A 20117-nucleotide genomic window follows, 5' to 3' on the forward strand; every position below is an offset into this window, starting at 1 on the left:
TAGAGCCGGGATCTCCCACGTCAGCAAGATCGGCAACCGTGGGAGATCCCGGCGCTCCGCTTCGCTGCGGCCGGGATGACAACGAGTGGTGCCGAGTAGCGAGGCCCCTCAGGCCGCCACCCGCTCCTCGTCCCGCACGCTGCGGCGGAAATCCCTCGGCGAGCAGCCGTACTGGTCGCGGAAGGCGCGGCTGAAGTGGGCGCTGCCGTTGAAGCCCCAGCGAAAGCAGATCTCCGAGATCGAGAGGCGCGCGAACTGCGGGCTGGCCAGGTCGTTGCGGCAGCGCTCGAGGCGTCGGGTGCGCAGGTAATGGCTGAAGGTCTCCTCGACGCCCTCAAACAGCTTCTGCACGTAGCGCGGCGAGACGCCCTCCTCGTCGGCCACCCGGCGGATGGTCAGGTTGGGGTCGGGCAGCAGGGTCTCGATGGTCTGGCGCAGGCGCTGCAGGTGGGCGCTGCGGGCGTCGGTCGGCCAGGCCGCGCCGCGCTCCTCGCCGGCTTCCAGCAGGCACAGGCCCAGGAACTCGGCCAAGGCCAGCTCGACGGGGCGCAGCTGGTCGACGGTCAGGTCCTCCAGCGAGTCGGCGGTCGAGCGCAGCAGGCCCGACAGGATGTGCTTGACCCCGCCCTCCCCGCGCAGCCGGCCCACGCGCAGGGCGCGCGGCGCGACCAGGCGATGGTTCAAAGCGACGCGCGGCGCCCGGACGAACATCAGCCGGCAGCGGGTGGAAAGCCGCAGGGCGGCGGCCTGGCCGGTGGGGCCGAAGGCGATGTCGCCCACCGTCAGGTCTTCGGCCAGGTCATCGCTGACCACCGCCGCCTGGCCGTCGAGCAGCACCGCCATCCACACCGCCGCCGGCTGGTTGGTCAGGCGGCCCGAGATGGTCTGGGCCCCGGCGTTGACCAAGGCGAACTCGATGCCCAGCGGGCTGGTCAGGCAGACCACCGAGGTCGAGGCCGGCTCCAGCTCCGACAGCCCCTCGACCGGCAGGCCCAGGCGCGACATGGCCTCGCGCCAGGCGTCCGAACGCTCGGCCCGGGGATAGCTGTCGGTGCTGAACGACCAGGCCCGCAAGGCGGATCAGGCCTTGGTCGGGAAGATGTCGCGCGGGATGCGCACGTGGCAGCCCTGCTTGCCGTCGACCACCTGGGTGACGCCGAAGTCGGAGGCCACGCTCATCAGCGAATAGGCGTCGTTCTTGCTCAGGCCCACGTGATCGGACAGCAGGCTCAGCATGTTGAGGGAGGCTTGCTTCATGGCCACGTTGAGGTCCTCGTCGAACCCGTGGACGATCCACCACTTGGGGGTCTCCAGCAAAGGCCCGGGGGTCCCGAAATCCTTCCGCAGCACGATCTGCATCAGGACGTTGAGCGAACTTTCGATCGCGGTGCCTGAAAGTTCGCCATCGCCCTGGCTGACGTGGGGATCTCCGATGGAGAACAGCCCGCCCTCCACCTGAACGGGATAGTACATCGTCGCCCCCGCGCCGATGCGCCAGTTGTCGATATTGCCGCCGTGCAGGCCGGGCGGGATGGTGCTGACGCGACCGTCGACGGCCGGCGCGACGCCGGCGGTGCCCAGGTGCGGCCGGGCCGGGATGCGCACGCCCGGCAGCGCGCTCTGGCGGTCGCATTCGGGGCAGTTGGTGATCGTGCCCGGCGTCAGGTACTTGCCCGGAAAGTCGTAGGCGTAGAGGGCGCTGGCGGTGTTGAAGTCGGCGTCCAGCTCGTAGATCGTCACCCGCTCCTTCTCGCCGAACTCCTTGTAGAGATAGCCCCAGTTGGCCGCGAGGTTGGAGCCGTAGCGGTTGCGCGGAACCATGCGCAGATAGCGCACCTCCAGCACGTCGCCGGGCTTGGCGTCCTCGACATAGATCGGCCCGGTCATGATGTGGACGCCGGGATTGCGGTCGTCCTCCGGCACTTCGGTGAAGATGCGCGTGACCGCCTCGTCCATCATCAGCTCGGGGGCGTCGCCGGCGTGGTGGGTGATGGCCTCGGCCTGGATCAGGTCGCCGCTCTTGATGCGCAGGGCCGGCTTGATCGACGGATCGAAATAGCCCCAGTGGATGGTCTCGGGCGTGGCCTTCAGGTGATGCAGGGCGCCGGGCGCGACGTCGGGGCGGACCTGGCCGGGTTCGCAGATGAAGGGCATCGGGATCTCCGTTTAGGCGGCCGCCAGCGTCACGCTGGTCATGCTCAGCGAGCCGTGCTCGATGTGGTCGGGGGAAAAGCGGGCGACGTCGCCGGGCAGGCGCGCACCCAGCACATAGAGCAGCGGCCAGTAGTGGTCGGGCGTCGGCACGGACCGGCGGGCGTCCTCGCCCAGCTTCTCGAATTCGACGGCGGTCAGCGGCTGGTCGTGCGCGATCGCCGCCTTGATCGCCTCGTTGAAGCGCTGCGACCAGTCATAGGGCGCGCAGTGCCGATCACCCCAATCCATGGCCGGCAGGTTGTGGACGATGTTGCCGGTGCCGACGATCAGCACGCCCTCGTCACGCAGCGGCGCCAGGCGCCTGCCCATCTCGTAGTGCCAGTCGGGCGACTTCGTGCCGTCCATCGACAGCTGGATCACCGGCACGTCGGCGTCGGGATACGCCTTGCACAGCACCGACCAGGTTCCGTGATCCAGGCCCCACTGGCGCTCGTCCAGCACCACCGGAACCTCGGGCGACAGCAGGTCGCGCACCCGCGCGGCCAGCTCGGGCGAGCCCGGCGCGGGGTACTGCACCTCGAACAGGGCGCGGGGGAACGAGGCGCCGAAGTCGTGGATGGTGCGGGGGCGGGTCATGGCCGTGACGCCGACGCCCCGGGTGATCCAGTGAGCCGAGACGCAGAGGATGGCCTTGGGCTTGCCGTGCTTGGCCTCGATCTCGGCGGCCATGGCGCGCCAGGTCTTGGTGGTGTCGTTGGTCTCCAGCGCGATCATCGGGCTGCCGTGACCGAAGAAGACGACGGGAAGGCGCGAGGTCATCTCAGGCGGCCTCCACCGGGGTGGAAGACGCGGCGGGCGCGCCCTTCATCCGGTCCCACTGGGCCTGGTAGCGCGGGGCGAGCCAGCGGTTGAACTGCACCTGCGCCCCCTCCTGCCAGGAATAGCGGCCGCGGATGGCGAAGCGCGAACGCAGGCCCTTCTGGACCAGCTCGTCGACATGCATGTCCTGGGCGATGATCTGGCCGGCCGAGGTCATGATCATCTCCAGCCGCTCCTTGAAGCCGTAGCTGTCACGCGCGCCGGGGGCGACCAGGATGCCGGTGTCCTGGGCCATGGTCTCAGGCCCCGTGGGGCGCAGGATCAGGTAGATGACCATGTCGCTGGTCATGACGAGCGACAGGGTCGGCGGGATGTTGGCGAAGGTCGCCCGGCCGCGGTCCTCGTCCGACAGCTTGGGGAAGATCGGCAGCACCGCCTTCTGGGTCGGGTTGAAGCTGGCGTCCGGGTGCAGGGTGCCGTTGTAGCGCAGGAAGCCCGCATCGCCGGGCGCGGCCTCGGGGAAGCTGGCCAGCTCGCTGGGGATGAAGTCGTGCAGCACGCCGCGATGCAGCTTGCTGGCGTGGTAGCCGTCGTTGTTGTTCTCGAACATCACCTTCCAGTTCCAGGCGAACTGGCCGGTCATCGGTTCGAGCGCCTCGGCGGCCTCCAGGTCGAAATTGGCGATGGCGGCTTCGACGGCGACCAGGCGCGGAGCCAAGGGCTCGGCGTCCGCATCGAAATTGACGAAGATGAAGCCCAGCCAGATCTCGACCTTGAAGGTCGGCAGGCTGATCTTCTTCTTGTCGAAGCCGCAGGTGCGGTCCATGGCCGGGGCGTTCACCAGGTCGCCGTTCAACGAATAGACCCAGTGGTGATAGGGGCAGACGAAACCGCGGGCGTTGCCCTTGCCCTCGGCCACCAGCATGGCGCGGTGCTGGCACACCGACGACATCGCCTTGATCTCGCCGGCCCGGTTGCGGGTGACCAGGATCGGCTCGCCGACGATCTCGGTGGTGAAGAAGTCGCCCGGCTCCTGCACCTGGTCCACCCGGCCCACGCACAGCCATTCGCGGTCGAACAGGGCGGCCTTCTCGAACTCGTAGAACTCAGCGTCGGTGTAGCAGGCCGGCGGCAGGGTCTCGGCCGCGCCCACCTCGTGGGTGGAGCTGGACAGCCCGTCGAAGAAGGCGTCGCTGAACAGGGTCACGGCCGGGCGCTCGCTTTTGGGAGAAGACCCCTCAAGGCTGGCGCAGCGCCCCGCCCCGGTCTTGCTCCAGCGCGCACGAAAACTTGGTCAGCGGCAGGCCCGGGCCGCATGGTCGCCCGCCGATCGGGCGCTGCTGTCGCCGTGCTGCGCAAGGACCCCGCTTTTGACCATACGCGCACGAGAGGCAGGCAAGAGACAGTGCGCGCTGAGGCAAGACCGTGATTTTTCAGCCGCCTAGGCTCATCGCCAGACAGTCACCAAAGGTCGACCCCATGCTTGCCGAAGCCCCGCCCGTCCTGGCCAGGAAGCCGCTGAAAGACGACTTCGGCGCGGAGGTCCTCGGCGTCGACCTGCCGACCGCCACCGACGCCGAGCTCGACGGCGTGGTCGCCGCCTTCCACGCCCACGGCGCGGTGCTGGTGCGCGACCAGAAGATGACCCCGGACGACCTGATGGCCTTCATCGGCCGGTTCGGCGATCCGGAGGACCACACCCAGACCCGCTTCACCCTGCCGGGCTATCCGAAGATCTTCATCCTCTCCAACCGCGTGGTCGACGGAAAGCCGATCGGGGCCCACAACGACGGCGTCGGCTGGCACACCGACTACAGCTACAAGCCCCAGCCCGTCATGCTGACCATGCTCTATTGCGTGGAGGCGCCGGAGGAAGGCTCCGACACCCTGCTGGCCGACGGCTGCGCGGCCTGGGAGGCCTTGAGCGCCGAGAAGCAGGCCGAGCTGCTGCCGCTGCGCCTGCACCACAGCTACAAGCACTTCATGGCCACCCGCGAGTTCGGCGCCCAGATCCTGTCGCCCGAGATGGAGGCGGCCAATCCCGACGTCGAGCACCCGCTGATCCGCACTCACCCGGCCGACGGCCGCAAGGCGCTGTGGCCCTCGACCGGCACGGTGACCGAGGTGATCGGCAAGCCCGGCCCGGAAGGCCTGGCCCTGCTGGACGAGCTGGTGGAGTTCATGACGCAGGAGCGCTTCGTCCACCGCCACAAGTGGCGCGTCGGCGACATCCTGATGTGGGACAACCGCTGTACCCTGCACACCGGCACCCTGTACGACGACAAGAAGTACTTCCGGACCATGCACCGCCTGTGGGTGAAGGGCGACGCGCCGTTCTGAAGTGCAATAAAGGCCGTCATCCCGGAAAGCCCGAAGGGCTTATCCGGGACCCAGGAGCCGGCGCACTGCTGTCGCCCCTGGGTCCCGGCTCTCCGCTGCGCTACGGCCGGGATGACGAGCAATAGGAAATGCGAACATGACCCAGACCTGGCTGATCACCGGCGTGTCCGGCGGGCTCGGGCGCGAGATCGCCGCGGCGGCGCTGGCGCGGGGCGACGTCGTCGCCGGCACGGTGCGCAAGAAGGCCGACGTCGCCGCCTTCGAGGCCCTGGCGCCCGGCCGCGCCCACGGCCTGGTGATGGACGTCACCGATCCGGTCGCGGTCGAGAACGCGGTGAAGGCCGCCGAAGCCCTGACCGGCCAGATCGACGTGCTGGTCAACAACGCCGGCTACGGCCTGGTCGGCGCGGTGGAAGAGGCCTCGCTCGACGAGGTGCGCGCCCAGTTCGAGACCAATGTCTTCGGGCCGCTGACCGTGCTGAAAGCCGTGCTGCCGGCCATGCGGGCGCGGCGCGCGGGCCGGATCGTCAACATCACCTCGGTCTCGGGCCTGGCGGTCTGGGCCGGCACCGGCGTCTATTGCGCCAGCAAGTGGGCGCTGGAGGCCCTGACCCAGTCGCTGGCCGCCGAGGTCGCCGAACTGGGGGTCAAGGTCGTCAATGTCGCCCCGGGCGGCCTGCGCACCAGCTTCGCCAAGGGCTCCAAGACCATCGTGGCCGACAAGATCGCCGACTACGAGGGCCTGGCCCGCGACGCCGAGCGGATCATGGCCGACCATGCGGGATCCGAGCCCGGCGATCCGAAGAAGGCCGCGCTGGCCGTGCTGGCGATCGTCGACGCCGAGAACCCGCCCCTGCACCTGCTGCTGGGCGACGACGCCCTGAAGTACGCCGCCTACGCCGCCGACGGCCTGAAGGCCGACATCGAGGCCTGGCGCGAGCTCTCCCTTTCCATCGCCTTCGACTGAACGAGGACTTCCCCGTGACCAACACCCTGATCTTCGTCGACCTGGCCAGCGACGACCCCGCCAAGGCCGGCGAGTTCTATGCAAAGGTGTTCGGCTGGCAGAACGACGCCCGGCCGCAGGGGATCTATCACCGCATGGTCCCGGGCGGTCAGTTCAAGAACCCCGACGGCTCCGACAGCCAGATCGGCAACCTGCACCTTGGCATCTTCGACGCCGCCAACGCCCGCCCTCACCCGGAGCCCGCCGGGGTCGAGCCGCGCACCCTGTCGACCGATGGCCGCAAGCCGCGCATCTGGATCCTGATCAGCGACGACGACAGCGCCGACCGCATCCTGGGAACCGCGCAAGACCTGGGCGCGACCCTGCTGTGGCGCGACCACTACTGGGCCGAGTTCAACGGCTACAACCACGCCTTCCGCGACCCCTGGGGCAACGAGATCGTGCTGTGGGGCAAGGCGGGGGCGAACCCGGAAATTCCGGCGAGCTTCAGCCGGGAGTAGCCGCGCCCAAAGGAACCTCCCCCTGTGGGGGAGGCGGCCGAAGGCCGGTGGGGGGAAATTCTCAGCTACCGCAGCGCTGGAAGGTCATCACCTACACCCCCAACCGTCGCCTCCGGCGACACCTCCCCCACAGGGGGAGGTTCCATGAGGTTCGGGCTCGGCCATCCTCGCACCTGCGAAGCCCCATATTGCACCGCACCCAACACCGGCGCATCATCCCGCGATAATCATAAAAGACCGCCGGGAGCGCGAGGATGTCGGACAAGGCCTATCAGCACGCGCCCGATCCGCCGTGGATCTTCCGGACCTATGCCGGCCACTCGACGGCGCAGAAGTCCAACGCGCTCTATCGCTCGAATCTGGCGCGCGGCCAGACCGGCCTTTCGGTGGCCTTCGACCTGCCCACCCAGACCGGCTACGACCCCGACCACATCCTTTCGCGCGGCGAGGTCGGCAAGGTGGGGGTGCCGATCAGCCACCTGGGCGACATGCGCGCCCTCTTCAGCGAGATCCCGCTGGAGAAGATGAACACCTCGATGACCATCAACGCGCCGGCCGCCTGGCTGCTGGCGATGTACGTGGCGCTGGCCGACGAGCAGGGGGCCGATCGCAGGCTTCTGCAGGGCACCACCCAGAACGACCTGATCAAGGAATACCTGTCCCGCGGCACCTACATCTTCCCGCCGGGCCCGAGCCTGCGGCTGATCGGCGACATGATCGCCTGGTGCTATCGCGAGGTTCCCAAATGGAACCCGATGAACGTCTGCAGCTACCACCTGCAGGAGGCCGGCGCGACGCCGGAGCAGGAGCTGGCCTTCGCCCTGGCGACCGCCATCTCGGTGCTCGACACCGTCAAGGCCGGCGGCCAGGTTCCGGAAGAAGACTTCGAGATCGTCGCCTCGCGGATCAGCTTCTTCGTCAACGCCGGGGTGCGGTTCGTCACCGAGCTCTGCAAGATGAGGGCCTTCACCCAGCTGTGGGACCAGATCCTGCTGCAGCGCTACGGCGTGCAGGACAAGAAGGCCCGCCGCTTCCGCTATGGCGTGCAGGTCAACAGCCTGGGCCTCACCGAGCCGCAGCCCGAGAACAACGTCTACCGCATCCTGATCGAGGCCCTGGCGGTGACGCTTTCCAAGGACGCCCGCTGCCGGGCCCTGCAACTGCCGGCCTGGAACGAGGCGCTGGGCCTGCCGCGCCCGTGGGACCAGCAGTGGTCGCTGCGCCTCCAGCAGGTGCTGGCCTACGAGACCGACCTACTGGAATACGAAGACCTGTTCGCCGGCAGCCACGTGGTCGAGGCCAAGGTCGCTGAGCTGTCGAAGGGCGCGCTGGAGCAGCTGGCCCTGATCGACGAGATGGGCGGCGCGGCCAGCGCCATCGACTACATGAAAGCCCAGCTGGTCGGCTCGAACGCCAGGCGCGTGCGGGCCGTCGAGACCGGCGAGCTGACCGTGGTCGGCGTCAATCGCTGGACCGACAGCGAGCCCTCGCCCCTGTCGGCCGGCGAAGGCAGCATCGAGACCGTCGATCCGAAGCTGGAGGCCGAGGTCGTCGCCCGCACCCAGGCCTGGCGCGCCGACCGCGATGCGGCCGCCGTCGAGGCTGCGCTGGCCGAGCTGAAGGCCGCCGCGATCGACGGTCGCAACATCATGGAGCCCTCGATCGCCGCCGCCCGGGCCGGGGTCACCACCGGCGAGTGGGCGGGAGCGCTTCGCGAGATCTTCGGCGAGTATCGCGGCCCGACGGGCGTGGCCGTCGTCGTCTCCACCGGCGAGGCCGAGGATGTCGAGGCGGTGAAGGCCGAGGTCGAGCGGGTCTCGCAGGTGCTGGGCCGCACCCTGACCTATCTCGTTGGCAAGCCGGGCCTGGACGGCCACTCCAACGGCGCCGAGCAGATCGCCACCCGCGCCCGCGCCTGCGGCATGGAGGTGGTCTATGACGGCATCCGCTCGACGCCCGAAGAGATCGTCCGCCGCGCCAAGGAGAGCCGCGCCCATGTCGTGGGCCTGTCGATCCTGTCGGGCTCGCACCTGGATCTGGTGCAGGAAGTGGTGCGGCTGATGCGCGCCGAGGGACTGGAGCACGTGCCCGTGGTGGCCGGCGGCATCATCCCCGAGGCCGACGCCCTGATCCTCAAGCAGATGGGCGTGGCGCGGATCTACACCCCCAAGGACTTCCGCATCACGCAGATCATGGGCGACGTTGTCCGGCTGGTAGAGGCGACGGCGCTGGAGCAGGCTTGAGTCCGGCCAGACAAGCGCTACCTTCGCGAGCATGAACCCGCTCCGCAAGGTCGCCGACGGCGTCCGCGTCCACATGTCCGCCGCGCAGCTTGGCCGCGAGATCGCGCCGACGGCGGCCTGGGGCGGCCTGACCCTGGGCGTCTGGGGCGGCTCGCCCGAGGTGCAGCCGCCGTTGTGGATCGCCGGTTTCGGCCTGGCCCTTGCCTTCTGGATCGCGGGCCGGCGCGAGGACGCCCCCGACCAGCCCGCACCGGGCGTCTGGCGCGCCAGCCGCAAGACCCGGTTCCAGGCCCGCTGGAAACACCGCCTTCCCTTCGCGGGCCTGGCGATCGCGCTGCTGCTGACCGGCCAGTCCTGGTGGTACGGCGACCTCTGGGGCGTGATCTACGCCATGGCCCTGAACCTGGCCTTCGGCTGGCTGATCTGGCGGCGCCCGCCGCTGGAGCCGGCGGCCGTCGAACTGCGGGTCGACGAGGCCGGCGTCTATGACCGCGGGCTGGGCTGGACCGTCCCGTGGGCGGCGATCCAGGCGGTGCGCCCGCGCAGCGCCGACCGCCGCGGCAAGCTGTGCCTGCGCCTGGGCCCCAACGACCTGCCCGGCCTCACCCCCGCCGACCGCGCGGTGGGAACCGACATCGAGATCGATCTGGCCCCGATGGCCGTGGGCGTCGACACGGTGCGCGCCGAGATCCTGCGCCATCGCCCCGACCTCGATGCCGCTTCCAGCCAACAGCTCGACGGCGCGATCGTCGTCCCGATCCCCGGCGCGGCCACCGAGTCCGACGAGCGCGACGACACCGCCTTGGGCGCCGTCGGCGTCATCCTGATCGCCCAGAACCCCGCCATCCTGCTGGCGATGGGCGGCTCGGACTAGCCGTCGAAGCCGACCAGAGCGCGGAAGGCGCCCTCGGTTCGCGCCCAGAGCGCCGGATCGCGCGGCGCGAAGGAAGGCTTGGCGCTCACCGCCCACATCATCTGCTCGCGCACATAGGCGTCGATGGCCGGGATGCGCGCGCCCACGCCGACCGCCTCGCCGGCTGCCTGCTTGCGGCGGCGCAGGTCCTCCAAGGCTTCGGCGGTTTCGGCCGGCAAGCGCACCTTATCGAGCAGGCGCGGCAGGCTCATTGGCGGTCGCTCGCCCGGATGCTCGCGCAGCCATTGCAGGGCCACCGCCGGCCTGATGACGTAGAAATACTTCTTCAGCCGAACCTCTTCGCGGCCCTCGATGAAGCTGCCCCACTGACGGCGGGCCAGGCCGTGATAGTGGCCGACATCACCGTGCAAATCGCGCCAAGCCCGGGCGATCGGTTCGAACACCGGGCGGAACCCCGGATCCTCGGCATAGAGAATGGGTGAGGACAGCCACTCGGAGACCACCGCGTTTCCGCGCGCCACCAGCTTCAGCGCCTTGCTCACGTCCCAGCCGCCGATGTCGAGATCATCGTCGATCGGGCGCTCGATAACGTCGCGCGACGGGGTCAGGGTCAGATAGTCGGCCACCGGCCGGGCATAGACGAACCGCACGTCGTAGTCGCTGTCGGGCGAGTGGAATCCCCAGGCACGGCTTCCCGACTCCACGGCCAGCAGGATGCGCACGCCTTCCTCGCGAGCGATGGCGTCAAGGCGCTCGACGACCTGGGCGCGGCGGTCTTCGGATACGGCGTCGGCGAAGCTGTGATCGATGGTCATCCTGGCGTTGTGGCCGCCGGAAAGCTTGACCGCAAGGCGTCAGCTGCGCGCCAGCCGCCAGGCCGCCGCGCAGCCCACCAGGGCCAGGGGCGTGAACGCCGCGAACAGCCAGGGGCCGTGGGCGAAGGCGGCGGCCGGGTCGATGCCGTGGCCGAAGCCCAGTAGGTTGGCCATGGCCCCGGCGGCGGCCGAGCCGGCCGCGCCGCCGATCAGTTGCACGGTCGGCACGGCTGACGAGGCCAGGGCCTGCTCCTCGACCGGCGCGCCGGCGATGGTGCGACGGGCCAGGAACGCCCAGCACAGGCCAAAGCCGCAGCCGACGGCCAGCAGCGACAGGCCCGTGCTCCACAGGCCGCCGCGCGTGACGGCCAGGGCCGAGAGCGCCACCCCGACCAGGATCACCAGGGCGCCGGCGCGGATGGCCAGGGGCTCTTGCTCGGCCTTCAGGCGCGCGACCAGCATGGCGCAGACGGTCCAGCCCGCCGCTATGCCCCCGGTGACGTAGCCGGCGACCAGGGGCGAGGCGCCGTGGCGGGCCTGGATGAAGGCGGGTCCATAGACGGTGAAGCCGATGGCGGCGGCCTCGCAGGCGAACATGGTCAGGAGGCCAAGGCCCGTGGCGGTCGACAGGTCGGCGGCCGAGCGGGGCAGCAGGCGGTCGGGCGAGGCGCGGTTGACGGCCAGCATCGCCGCCATGGCCGCGACGCCGAAGAGCGCGCAGACGCCCGCGACGGGGGGCGAGGCCACGACCCCGGCCGCGCCGATCAGGCCGACGCCGACGACCAGCAGCAGCAGCTGGCGGCTGGGAATGCGGGTCGCGCCCGCCTGCCGCTTCTCGCCCGGCAGCATGGCCAGCACGGCGACGACGAAGACCACGCCCTGGATCACGAAGGCCCAGAACGCCCCGCGCCAGAAGCCGGCGGCGGCGAACACCCCGCCCAGCATCGGCCCCAGCAAGGTGGCTCCGCCCCACACCCCGGCCACCGCGCCATAGACGCGCGGCCACAGGCTTTCGGGAAACAGGGCCGTGATCGCCACGTAGCACAGCGCCACCACCGCCCCCGCGCCCAGGCCCTGCACCAGGCGGCCGGCGACGAAGGTGACGAAGTCGGGCGCCAGCGCGCTCATGGCGCAGCCGATCGCGTAGACCACGCCGGCGAAGGCCGTGGCGCGCCGCAGGCCAAGCCCCTGCGAGAGCTTGCCGCTGCACGCTCCGGCCACGATCGAGCCGATCAGATAGGCCGCCACCGACCAGCCGAAGTACTGGTGGCCGCCGATCTCGCGGGCGACGCTGGGCATGATGGTGGCGGTGACCAGGGTGTCGGCGGCGTTCAGCCAGATGCCCAGGCACAGCAGGCCGAAACGCGGCAGCAGGGCGCGGTCGAGCAAGGCGGTGCGGTGGGCGGACATCCAAGGTCTCTGGTGCGGCCGCTTCCGACCGGGCAGGCGGTCATGCCCGTTTCCGCCCCGCTCGCCAAGCCGTCGCGGCGAACCGGACGGCGCGTCCGGCCGTTGCGGTCTGCGTGAAACCCGCTTCGCCCCAGGCCCTGGCGCTGGCCGAGATCGGCGGCCTGCTGCTGGACGCAGCCCTCGCCGGCCTACTGCTGCTTGCGCTGGTCGACCGCATCGCGCCGCCGCAGGACCTGGCCTGGAAGCCGTTCTCCATCGATCAGCCGCTGGGCCTGGCCACGAAGGGCAAGCTGGCGCGGATCGGCGCCGATCCGGCCGGCTGCCGCGCGGCCCTGCGCGCCGGCGGGGTCGCCTTCGTCGACCAGCCCGTTCGCGAGGACGGGTTCTGCTCGACGCGCGACACCGTGCGCGCGCAAAGCCGCCTGTCGCCCGCGGCGCCGGTCATGACCTGTCTGCTGGCCCTGCGCTATGCGGTCTGGGAGCGGCAGGTGCTGGAACCGGCCGCCCGGCGCCTGCTGGACGACGACCTCGTCCGGGTCGAGCACCTGGGAACCTATGCCTGCCGGACGATCTACGGCCGCGCCGGCGAGCGGCCCAGCCAGCACGCCAGCGCCTCGGCGCTGGACGTCTCGGGCGTGCGCCTGAAGGACGGCCGCCGCCTGACCATCGCCGGCGACTTCCGCAAGGACGGCCCCGAGGGCCGATTCCTGCGCGTCGCCCGGGCGGGGGCCTGCGACCTGTTCGGCGCGGTGCTGGGTCCCGACTACAACGCCGCCCACGCCGACCACCTGCACCTGGACCTCAGCCCGTATCGCCTGTGCCGCTGAAACCGCGACAATAAGCGCGGCGCACGCGGGGGTGCGACACGGGCTCGACGCGCGCTATAGTTGGTCGAGTACCCGACGCGTAGATTCTGGAAATCCCGCCGATGCCGCACGCCGTCCTGGTGATCGACGACGATCCCCTGATCCGCGACTTCGTCGACCTGGTGCTGAGCCAGTCGGGCCACCGCGTGTCGGCCGCGCCTAACGGGACGATCGGCCTGGAGACGCTCAGCCACGCGCGCGCCGACCTGGTGCTGCTCGACATCCAGATGCCCGGCATGAGCGGGCTGGAGGTGCTGCGGCTGATGCGCAAGCATCGCAGGCTGCGCACCCCGGTGATGATGATCACCGCCCGCGGCGACATCGACACCGTCAAGCTGGCCCTGAACGAAGGCGCCAACGGCTATATCGTCAAGCCGTTCACCGCCGCCGACCTGTCCAAGCGCGTCAACGCCCTGCTGGCCCACGAGCCCAAGGCCGCGCCCCCGCCGCCGGCTCCTCCGCCGGCCGCCAGGCCCGCGCCACCGCGCCAGCCCGACACCTTCGAGATCGACTAGCCGTCCGGCCTGATCGAGACGCGTTGCAAGGCGCGCTGCCCGCCCGGCAACGGGAAATCCACGACGTAGCCGCCTTGGCGATCACGCAGCAGCCGCCGGCAGCGACGCTCGTCGAAGCCGGTGACGCACACCTGATCGTCCGTGACGACATAGGCTCCCGCCACGGGCGCGCGGTGAAACACGACGTATCTGCCGTCGGTCCCGAAACTTTCGTCGCCCTCGCCCCCGCCGTACGAGAACCGCGCGCCGACCACCGTCGCCTTGAGTTCCTCGCCGGTCAGCAGCTTCAGCCCTTGCGGCTCTCCCGCGAGCATAAGGCTCGCCAGCAGGATCATCATCCGACCGCCCCTTCGATCGCCCGACTATCGCAGAAGGAGGATAGCGCGATCCAGAAGCGATCGCCTCGTCAGGCCCGCGCCCAGGCGACTTTCCGCGACCGCACCGACGCCCGCGTCTGCGCGGCGACCACCACCTGGGCGAGGATGGTCAGCAGGTTGCGCATGTCGATCGGCTTGGCGACGTGGGCGTCCATGCCCGCCTCCAGGCAGGTGCGGATCTGGGTGCTCATCACATCGGCGGTCAGGGCGACGATCGGCAGGTTGCGCCAGCGCGGGTCGGCGCGCAGGCGGCGGGTGGCCTCCAGCCCGTCCATCACCGGCATGTTGACGTCCATCAGCACGATGTCGAAGGCCTCGGCCTCGACTGCGGCCAGCGCCTCCTGGCCGTTTTCGACCTCGACCAGTTCGCAGCCGAACGGTTCCAGGAACAGGCGGATGACCCGGCGGTTGACCGGGTGGTCGTCGACCACCAGCACCCGTCGCCCGCTCAGCGAGGCCAGGGCGTCCAGTTCCAGAACGGCCGCCGGCGCCGCGGCCGGCGCGACAAGGGCGGTCTGCGCCTCGACGACATCGGCCAGGAACCGCAGGGTGAACAGCGAGCCCTCGCCCTCGCGGCTGCGCACGTTGACCGAGCCGCCCATCAGCTCGGCCAGACGGCGCGTGATGTTCAGCCCAAGACCCGAGCCCCCGTAGTTGCGGGTGGTCGAGGCGTCGGCCTGGGTGAAGGCGCCGAACAGCTTGTCCAGCGTGGCGGAACTCATGCCGATGCCGGTGTCGCTGACGGTCAGGCGCACGGCCTGACGGCCGCTGTTGGGCTCCAGCGCGCAGGCCAGGGTCACCTCGACCCGGCCCTCGCTGGTGAACTTCAGGGCGTTGGACACCAGATTGGCCACGCACTGGCGCACCCGCACCACGTCGAACATCAGGCACGGCGGCGGATCGCCGTCGACATTGAACGACAGGACGATGCCCTTCTCGCGCGCGGTCGGCTGGAAGCCGTTGACCAGGCGGCCGACGGTCTGGACCAGGTCGCCGGCCGTCGGGGCGATGTCCAGCTTGCCGGCCTCGATCTTCGACAGGTCGAGGATGTCGTTCAGCAGCACCAGCAGGGTCTCGCCGGAGTCGATCAGCAGGTCGACCTGCTCGCGCTGGCCAGCGCCCAGCTCGTCGGCGCGCAGGGCCTGGGCCATGCCCAGCATACCGTTCAGCGGCGTACGCAGCTCGTGGCTCATCACCGCCAGGAACGAGGACTTGGCGTCGCTGGCCGCCTCGGCCCGGCCGCGGGCGTCCTTCAGGTTGGCCTGGGCCCGGCGCATGTAGACCGCCCAGGCGATCCCGCCGACCACCAGCAGGGCCATCAGGGCGGCGATGACGCCGGTGGCCTGGGCCAGGCGGCGGGTCAGCTCGACCTCGGCGGTCAGGCGGCGGCTTTCGCTGCGCTTGGCCCGCAGTTCGGCCTCCAGGGCCGACGAGATCTGGGCGGCGGTGGCGGCCTGGGTGGCGCTGGCTTCGCGGGCGTGGGTGACGCGCCAGCGGTCGAACAGGGCGAAAGCGTCCTTGCCGCGCCCCTCGGCGTTGGCGATGTAGGCCTCGACCAGCAGGCGGCCGATCGGATCGGGGCGCGCCGCGCGCGGCGGCGCCTGGTCGAGCACGGCCAGGTCGGCGCGGGCCCGGGCCGCGTAGCCGGTGCGCGCCAGGGCCTTGGCCCGCAGGCGCAGCATCGACACCGACACCCGGTCGCGCGGCGCGGCCAGGGCGGGGCCGGCGTCGACCAGGCACCGCAGAACCGCCCGCGGGTCGTCACGGGCGTCGGCGATCACCGCGCACAGGTTCTGGTCCCAGGTCAGCAGGTCCTGGTCGCCCGTGGCCTCGCTCATCCGGTGGTGCATCTGGGCGAACCGTTCGGCGGCCTGGATCTCGCCCAGCTCGGCGGCGGTGTAGGCGATGTCGTACAGCCGCTCGATCTTGCGCATGTAGAAGGCGTCGCGCTCGTCCAGCCGCGCGGCTTCGGCCATGTGGTCCAGGGCGCCGTCCTTGTCGCCGATTTCCGACAGCGTGTAGGAGTGCACCTGATGGGCCTCGGCCAGCAGCGGCCGGGCGATGGAGCCGCGCTCCTCCAGATCCTCGAACAGCTCGCCGGCGAACTGGCTGGCCTGGGTCCAGCGGCCGCTGCGGGCCAGCAGGCGAATGCGCTCGACCCCGGCCATCAGGCCGATCTCGCGACCCGAGCCTTCCAGGAACCTGGCCCAGCGGGCGTCGTCGACGCCGCTCGGCCCCCGGGTCTCCAGCTCGTAGGCGGCCTCCATCATCTCGGCCAGGGTGGTCAGCTCGGCGTCGCCGTCTGAGCGGGCCGTGGCGCGCACCGTGGCGATCCAGTCCTTGAAGGCCTGGTCGACGTGATTGCTCTTGTAGGCGTAGAGCACGCGCCACAGGGCATAGAGCCGCGTGTCGCCCCGCTGGCGCAGGGCGCGGCGACCCGCCCGCTCGACATCCTCGTTGGCGTGCGGCGCGGGCCCGACCCGCTGGACGCCGATCTCGCGATAGAGCGTCTGCAGCTTGCCCGCCTGGCCGCCGATATCAGGCGATGCGGCGATAGCCGGCGCCACGCCGGCCAGGGCGACAAGCGCGAGCAGCAGGGGCAGGATTCGCTTCAAGCGGCGGGTCCTCGATTGACCCGTATTTCCTAGCGGCAACCTCTTACGCTGACGGTTAATTTCCGACGGGGCGCGTCCCTAGGCCGCACCAAAAACCGCCGTTATCACGTGACGGTGGAGCGCGCCTCAGATGGTCGCCCCGCCGTCCACCACCAGAGCTTGCCCCGTCATGAAGCTGCCCGCGCTTGACGCGAGGTAGACCGCCGCCCCGGCGATCTCGTCCGGCTCGCCGATTCGGCGCAGCGGTACGCCGGCGGTCGAGCGCTCCAGGGTCTTGGGGTCGTCCCACAGGGCCTTGGCGAAATCGGTCTTGATCAGGCCCGGCGCGATGCAGTTGACCCGCACGTTGTCGGGCCCGAACTCGTGGGCGAGGTTGCGCGCCAGCTGGAAATCGGCCGCCTTGGAGATGTTGTAGGCCCCGATGATGGCGTTGCCGCGCAGGCCGCCGATCGAGCTGACGATGACGATCGAACCGTCCTTCCGCTCGCGCATCTCCGGGGCGACCATCGAGATCAGCCAGTGATTGCTGATGATGTTGTTGTCGAGGATCTTGCGGAACTGGTCGTCGCTGATCCCGGCCAGCGGGCCGTAATAGGGGTTGCTGGCGGCGTTGCAGACGCAGACGTCGATGCGGCCGAAGGCGGCGCGGGTCTCGTCKACCAGGCGCTGCAGGTCCTCCTTGGAGGCGATGTTGGCCGCAACGGCGATGGCGGTTCCGGCGCCGTGCTTCTCATTGAGCGMCGCCGCCACCTCCTCGCAGGGGCCGGCCTTGCGCGAGGAGATCACCACCTTGGCCCCATGCTCGGCCATGCGCTCGGCGATGGCCTTGCCGATCCCGCGCGAGGATCCGGTGATGACGGCCACCTTGCCGGACAGGTCGAAGAGGCTCACGGCGCGCTCCCTAAACGTTTGTTTGAATTTCCGGCACAGTGGCCCCCGCGACCGGGCCGGTCAACCGGCTTGCGAAAAATCAGCCGGAGCCTGTCGGGACGGGGCGACGCCGGTCGTCCTTGGGCCGAACACTGCTTTCAACGATACGGAGAAGACGCCATGGCCCTCGACGCCGCCCCCGCCGCCGCTCACGAACTGGTCCTGACCCGGATCATCGACCAGCCGGCCGAAAAGCTCTTCAAGTGCTGGACCACGCCCGAGCTGCTGCCCGAATGGTTCTGCCCCCCGCCCTGGCGCGTCAGCCACGCCGAGATGGACGTGCGCACCGGCGGCTCCAGCCTGATCGTCATGAGCGGCCCGAACGGCGAGGAGATGCCCAACCGCGGCGTCTATCTGGAGGTCGTCGAGAACCAGCTGATCGTCTTCACCGACGCCTTCACCAGCGCCTGGGTTCCGTCCGACAAGCCGTTCATGGTCGGTGTCGTCCGCTTCGAGGACCTGGGCGACGGCAAGACCCGCTACACCGCCATCGCCCGCCACTGGTCGGCCGAGGACAAGGCCATGCACGAGCAGATGGGCTTCCACGAAGGCTGGGGCGTCGCCGCCGACCAGATGACGGCCCTGGCGGCGAGGCTCTAGGGAGCGTATCGGGCGGCGCCTTTAGGGGCGCGTCCTTCTCATTCCCGTCATTCCCGCCCTTGTGGCGGGAATGACGGGCGGGAAGAGATGAGGGAACGAACTACCGTCCCTCTCCCGCCAGCTTCTCGTAATAGTCGGCCAGCACCCTGAAGGCGGCCTTGCGCCGGCCGGTGGGCGAGATCAGGCCCTTGCGGTTCCAGCCCTGCTGGTAGACCGGGTGCTGGCGGCGGGGCGAGCGGAAGTCCTTGAGGATCCAGGGCGACATGCCCCGCAGGGACGGCGCGTTGGCCGCCATGGCCAGGGTCTGGACATAGTAGCGGGCCTGGAAGTCCTCGGAGAACTTGCGCATCAGGGCCGGGTCGCTGAACCCGGCCAGGGCGTCGGCGCCGAACTCGGAGAACACCATCGGCTTGTCGGTCTGCCGCCAGGCGATCTTGGCCACCGCGTCCAGGCTGTCGTCGGAATACCAGCCGGCATAGGTGTTGACCGCCAGCACGTCGAGCTTGGCGGCCAGCGGATCGTCGATGCCCATCACCTGCTTGCCGCCTTCGACCTTGCGGTCGGCCAGCAGGGCGGCGGTGACCAGGCGGGTGTCGTCCAGCGCGCGGACGTCGTCGGCCAGGGTTCCCAGGAAGGCGTTGCGGGCGTCGCTGATCGGGGTCTCGTTGGCCACGCTCCACAGCACGATCGAGGCGCGGTTGCGATCCCGGCGGATGGAGTCGGCCAGCATGTCGCGCGCCAGCTTCAGAGTGCGGGCGTTGCCGAAGTCGACCAGCCAGTAGATCGGGACCTCGCTCCAGACCAGCAGGCCCATCTCGTCGGCCAGGCGCGTGGTCACCTCGGCGTGCGGATAGTGGGCCAGGCGCACGAAGTTGGCGTGCAAACCATCGCGCGCCTCGGCCAGCAGGGCGTGGGCGGAGGCGTCGGTGATCGTGCGGGCCGGGTTCTCGCCCAGCTCCTCCTCGTGCAGGCAGATTCCGCGCAGGAACACCGGCTTGCCGTTGACCAGGATCTCGCCGCCGCGCACCTCGACCGTGCGGAAGCCGACGCGGTCGGTCAGCACGTCGCCGCCGGCCTCGACACGCACGTCGTAGAGCGCCGGCGCGCCGGGCGCCCAGCGCTTGAGGCCCTTGGGCGCGAGAGCCGAAAGCCGGGCCACGCCGTCGGAACCGGCCTGGCCGGAGAGGGTCAGATTCAGCCCGGCGACCTTGACGCTGACCGCCGCGCCGGCCGCCGCCGGACCGTCGAGCCGCACGTCGGCGGCGATCGCCTTGCCGTCGCGGGTCAGGCGCACCCAGGCCTCGTCGACAAAGGTCTCGGGCGTGATCACCAGCCGCACGGGCCGGGTGATCCCGCCATAGTTCTCCCAGTCGGTGACCGGTGGCGGCGCGCCGTCGACGGCGGGGGTGGAGTCGACGCCGACGGTCACCTGGTTCTGACCGGCGCGCAGCAGCCTGGTCACCTCCAGCGAGAACGGCGTGAAGCCGCCCTCGTGCTCGCCCGCGGCCTGGCCGTTCAGATAGACCTTGGCGGTGTAGTTGGCGGCCTCGAAGCGCAGGAAGGCCCGCTGGCCGGGCTTCAGCGCCGGCGTCTCGAACCGCCGCTGGTACCACACGAGGCCCTGGTAGTGACGCATCTCCGGCGCGTGGGTCAGCCACGAGGCCGGCAGGGTCGCGGTCGGCGAGCGCTGCATGTCGTATTCGTAGAGCGCCTTGGGATCGGCGCGGGTGACCTGCTCGACGTCGCTGTCGTCGTAGCGGCGGTGGCCGACGCCGGGCGGGCCGCGGTGGAAGCCGGCGATCCCGTCGCGATAGGGGTCCACCGAGTAGTTCCAGGTTCCCGACAGGTCCTGGCCGTCGCGCCGGTCGGCCCGTGTCAGGGTCGGTCCCGCCTGCGCCGCCGAGGCGGCCATGACCAGCACGGCCGCGGCCGCCAGAACGCGCTCGAACACCCGTCGCATCCACCTCTCCCTGTTCCGCAACGCTGGTAATGCCAACGTTGTCATTTGCCGGGATATTGGTCAGGCCGATTGCGGATTGTCCAGAGGGCGAAGGTGGAAGGCGATCTTGCCTTATGGTTGAGCTTATGGACC

General features: G+C 70.2%; 18 protein-coding genes and 1 pseudogene. 8 read left to right on the forward strand and 11 right to left on the reverse strand.

Features of this window, described 5'->3' with window-relative positions; translation table 11 throughout:
• Positions 1 to 108: 108 nt before the first annotated feature.
• Genes AC1DCG_RS08145 through AC1DCG_RS08160 form a run of 4 tightly spaced genes read right to left on the reverse strand, consistent with a single transcriptional unit; the run spans position 109 to position 4180 of the window.
• A complete protein-coding gene (locus tag AC1DCG_RS08145) occupies positions 109 to 1074 on the reverse strand; it encodes a helix-turn-helix domain-containing protein (protein WP_116567128.1) in 966 nt (321 codons plus the stop codon).
• A gap of 6 nt (positions 1075 to 1080) precedes the next feature.
• Positions 1081 to 2154 carry an acetamidase/formamidase family protein gene (locus AC1DCG_RS08150; protein WP_477028527.1) on the reverse strand — a complete coding sequence of 358 codons (1074 nt, stop codon included), beginning with the start codon at positions 2152 to 2154 and terminating at the stop codon, positions 1081 to 1083.
• A gap of 12 nt (positions 2155 to 2166) precedes the next feature.
• On the reverse strand, positions 2167 to 2973 hold the full coding sequence (gene ygiD / locus AC1DCG_RS08155) for a 4,5-DOPA-extradiol-dioxygenase (protein ID WP_477028528.1): 807 nt from the start codon (positions 2971 to 2973) through the stop codon (positions 2167 to 2169).
• Between the two features lies 1 nt (position 2974).
• On the reverse strand, positions 2975 to 4180 hold the full coding sequence (locus AC1DCG_RS08160) for an aromatic ring-hydroxylating oxygenase subunit alpha (RefSeq protein ID WP_477028529.1): 1206 nt from the start codon (positions 4178 to 4180) through the stop codon (positions 2975 to 2977).
• Between the two features lie 272 nt (positions 4181 to 4452).
• Here AC1DCG_RS08160 and AC1DCG_RS08165 point away from each other — a divergent pair, with 272 nt between their 5' ends.
• Entirely contained in the window at positions 4453 to 5313 is an 861-nt protein-coding gene (locus AC1DCG_RS08165) for a TauD/TfdA dioxygenase family protein (RefSeq protein ID WP_477028530.1), read from the forward strand.
• A gap of 42 nt (positions 5314 to 5355) precedes the next feature.
• On the opposite strand, the pseudogene AC1DCG_RS08170 reads toward AC1DCG_RS08165, so the two are convergent.
• Positions 5356 to 5451: pseudogene (locus AC1DCG_RS08170) on the reverse strand (hypothetical protein); the annotation flags it as partial.
• Here AC1DCG_RS08170 and AC1DCG_RS08175 point away from each other — a divergent pair.
• The 4 genes from AC1DCG_RS08175 to AC1DCG_RS08190 all read left to right on the forward strand — a co-directional run bounded on the left by AC1DCG_RS08175 (position 5450) and on the right by AC1DCG_RS08190 (position 9897).
• Positions 5450 to 6280: an oxidoreductase gene (locus AC1DCG_RS08175; RefSeq protein ID WP_477028531.1), complete on the forward strand. Its 831-nt coding sequence runs from the start codon at positions 5450 to 5452 to the stop codon at positions 6278 to 6280. The pseudogene AC1DCG_RS08170 and the gene AC1DCG_RS08175 sit on opposite strands and share 2 nt — an antisense overlap.
• 14 nt (positions 6281 to 6294) lie before the next feature.
• Positions 6295 to 6780 (forward strand): VOC family protein, encoded by a 486-nt coding sequence (locus AC1DCG_RS08180; RefSeq protein WP_477028532.1) that lies wholly within the window; start codon positions 6295 to 6297, stop codon positions 6778 to 6780.
• Positions 6781 to 7034: 254 nt separating this feature from the next.
• Entirely contained in the window at positions 7035 to 9023 is a 1989-nt protein-coding gene (locus AC1DCG_RS08185; protein ID WP_477028533.1) for a methylmalonyl-CoA mutase family protein, read from the forward strand.
• 31 nt (positions 9024 to 9054) lie between these two features.
• A complete protein-coding gene (locus AC1DCG_RS08190; RefSeq protein WP_477028534.1) occupies positions 9055 to 9897 on the forward strand; it encodes a hypothetical protein in 843 nt (280 codons plus the stop codon).
• On the opposite strand, the gene AC1DCG_RS08195 is transcribed toward AC1DCG_RS08190, so the two are convergent.
• The gene (locus AC1DCG_RS08195; RefSeq protein WP_477028535.1) at positions 9894 to 10712 is read right to left on the reverse strand and encodes a nucleotidyltransferase domain-containing protein; all 819 of its coding nucleotides are present in this window, start codon (positions 10710 to 10712) and stop codon (positions 9894 to 9896) included. The genes AC1DCG_RS08190 and AC1DCG_RS08195 overlap by 4 nt on opposite strands.
• Before the next feature lie 39 nt (positions 10713 to 10751).
• On the reverse strand, positions 10752 to 12122 hold the full coding sequence (locus AC1DCG_RS08200) for an MFS transporter (RefSeq protein ID WP_477036591.1): 1371 nt from the start codon (positions 12120 to 12122) through the stop codon (positions 10752 to 10754).
• A 113-nt stretch (positions 12123 to 12235) separates the two neighbouring features.
• Here AC1DCG_RS08200 and AC1DCG_RS08205 point away from each other — a divergent pair, with 113 nt between their 5' ends.
• The gene (locus AC1DCG_RS08205) at positions 12236 to 12949 is read left to right on the forward strand and encodes an extensin-like domain-containing protein (RefSeq protein ID WP_477028537.1); all 714 of its coding nucleotides are present in this window, start codon (positions 12236 to 12238) and stop codon (positions 12947 to 12949) included.
• Positions 12950 to 13050: 101 nt separating this feature from the next.
• Positions 13051 to 13503: a response regulator transcription factor gene (locus tag AC1DCG_RS08210; RefSeq protein ID WP_477028538.1), complete on the forward strand. Its 453-nt coding sequence runs from the start codon at positions 13051 to 13053 to the stop codon at positions 13501 to 13503.
• On the opposite strand, the gene AC1DCG_RS08215 is transcribed toward AC1DCG_RS08210, so the two are convergent.
• The 3 genes from AC1DCG_RS08215 to AC1DCG_RS08225 form a co-directional block, all read right to left on the reverse strand.
• Positions 13500 to 13841 (reverse strand): hypothetical protein, encoded by a 342-nt coding sequence (locus AC1DCG_RS08215; RefSeq protein ID WP_477028539.1) that lies wholly within the window; start codon positions 13839 to 13841, stop codon positions 13500 to 13502. The genes AC1DCG_RS08210 and AC1DCG_RS08215 overlap by 4 nt on opposite strands.
• Before the next feature lie 68 nt (positions 13842 to 13909).
• The gene (locus AC1DCG_RS08220) at positions 13910 to 16495 is read right to left on the reverse strand and encodes a hybrid sensor histidine kinase/response regulator (RefSeq protein WP_477041445.1); all 2586 of its coding nucleotides are present in this window, start codon (positions 16493 to 16495) and stop codon (positions 13910 to 13912) included.
• 126 nt (positions 16496 to 16621) lie between these two features.
• Positions 16622 to 17386 carry an SDR family oxidoreductase gene (locus tag AC1DCG_RS08225; protein WP_477041446.1) on the reverse strand — a complete coding sequence of 255 codons (765 nt, stop codon included), beginning with the start codon at positions 17384 to 17386 and terminating at the stop codon, positions 16622 to 16624.
• 159 nt (positions 17387 to 17545) lie between these two features.
• Between AC1DCG_RS08225 and AC1DCG_RS08230 the strand changes: the two genes are divergently transcribed.
• Entirely contained in the window at positions 17546 to 18025 is a 480-nt protein-coding gene (locus tag AC1DCG_RS08230; protein ID WP_477028542.1) for an SRPBCC family protein, read from the forward strand.
• Positions 18026 to 18125: 100 nt separating this feature from the next.
• Here AC1DCG_RS08230 and AC1DCG_RS08235 read toward each other — a convergent pair whose 3' ends face one another.
• Positions 18126 to 19985 carry a glycoside hydrolase family 2 protein gene (locus AC1DCG_RS08235; RefSeq protein ID WP_477028543.1) on the reverse strand — a complete coding sequence of 620 codons (1860 nt, stop codon included), beginning with the start codon at positions 19983 to 19985 and terminating at the stop codon, positions 18126 to 18128.
• Positions 19986 to 20117 lie beyond the last annotated feature (132 nt).

It is taken from the genome of Caulobacter sp. 10L414 (genome assembly GCF_056395525.1).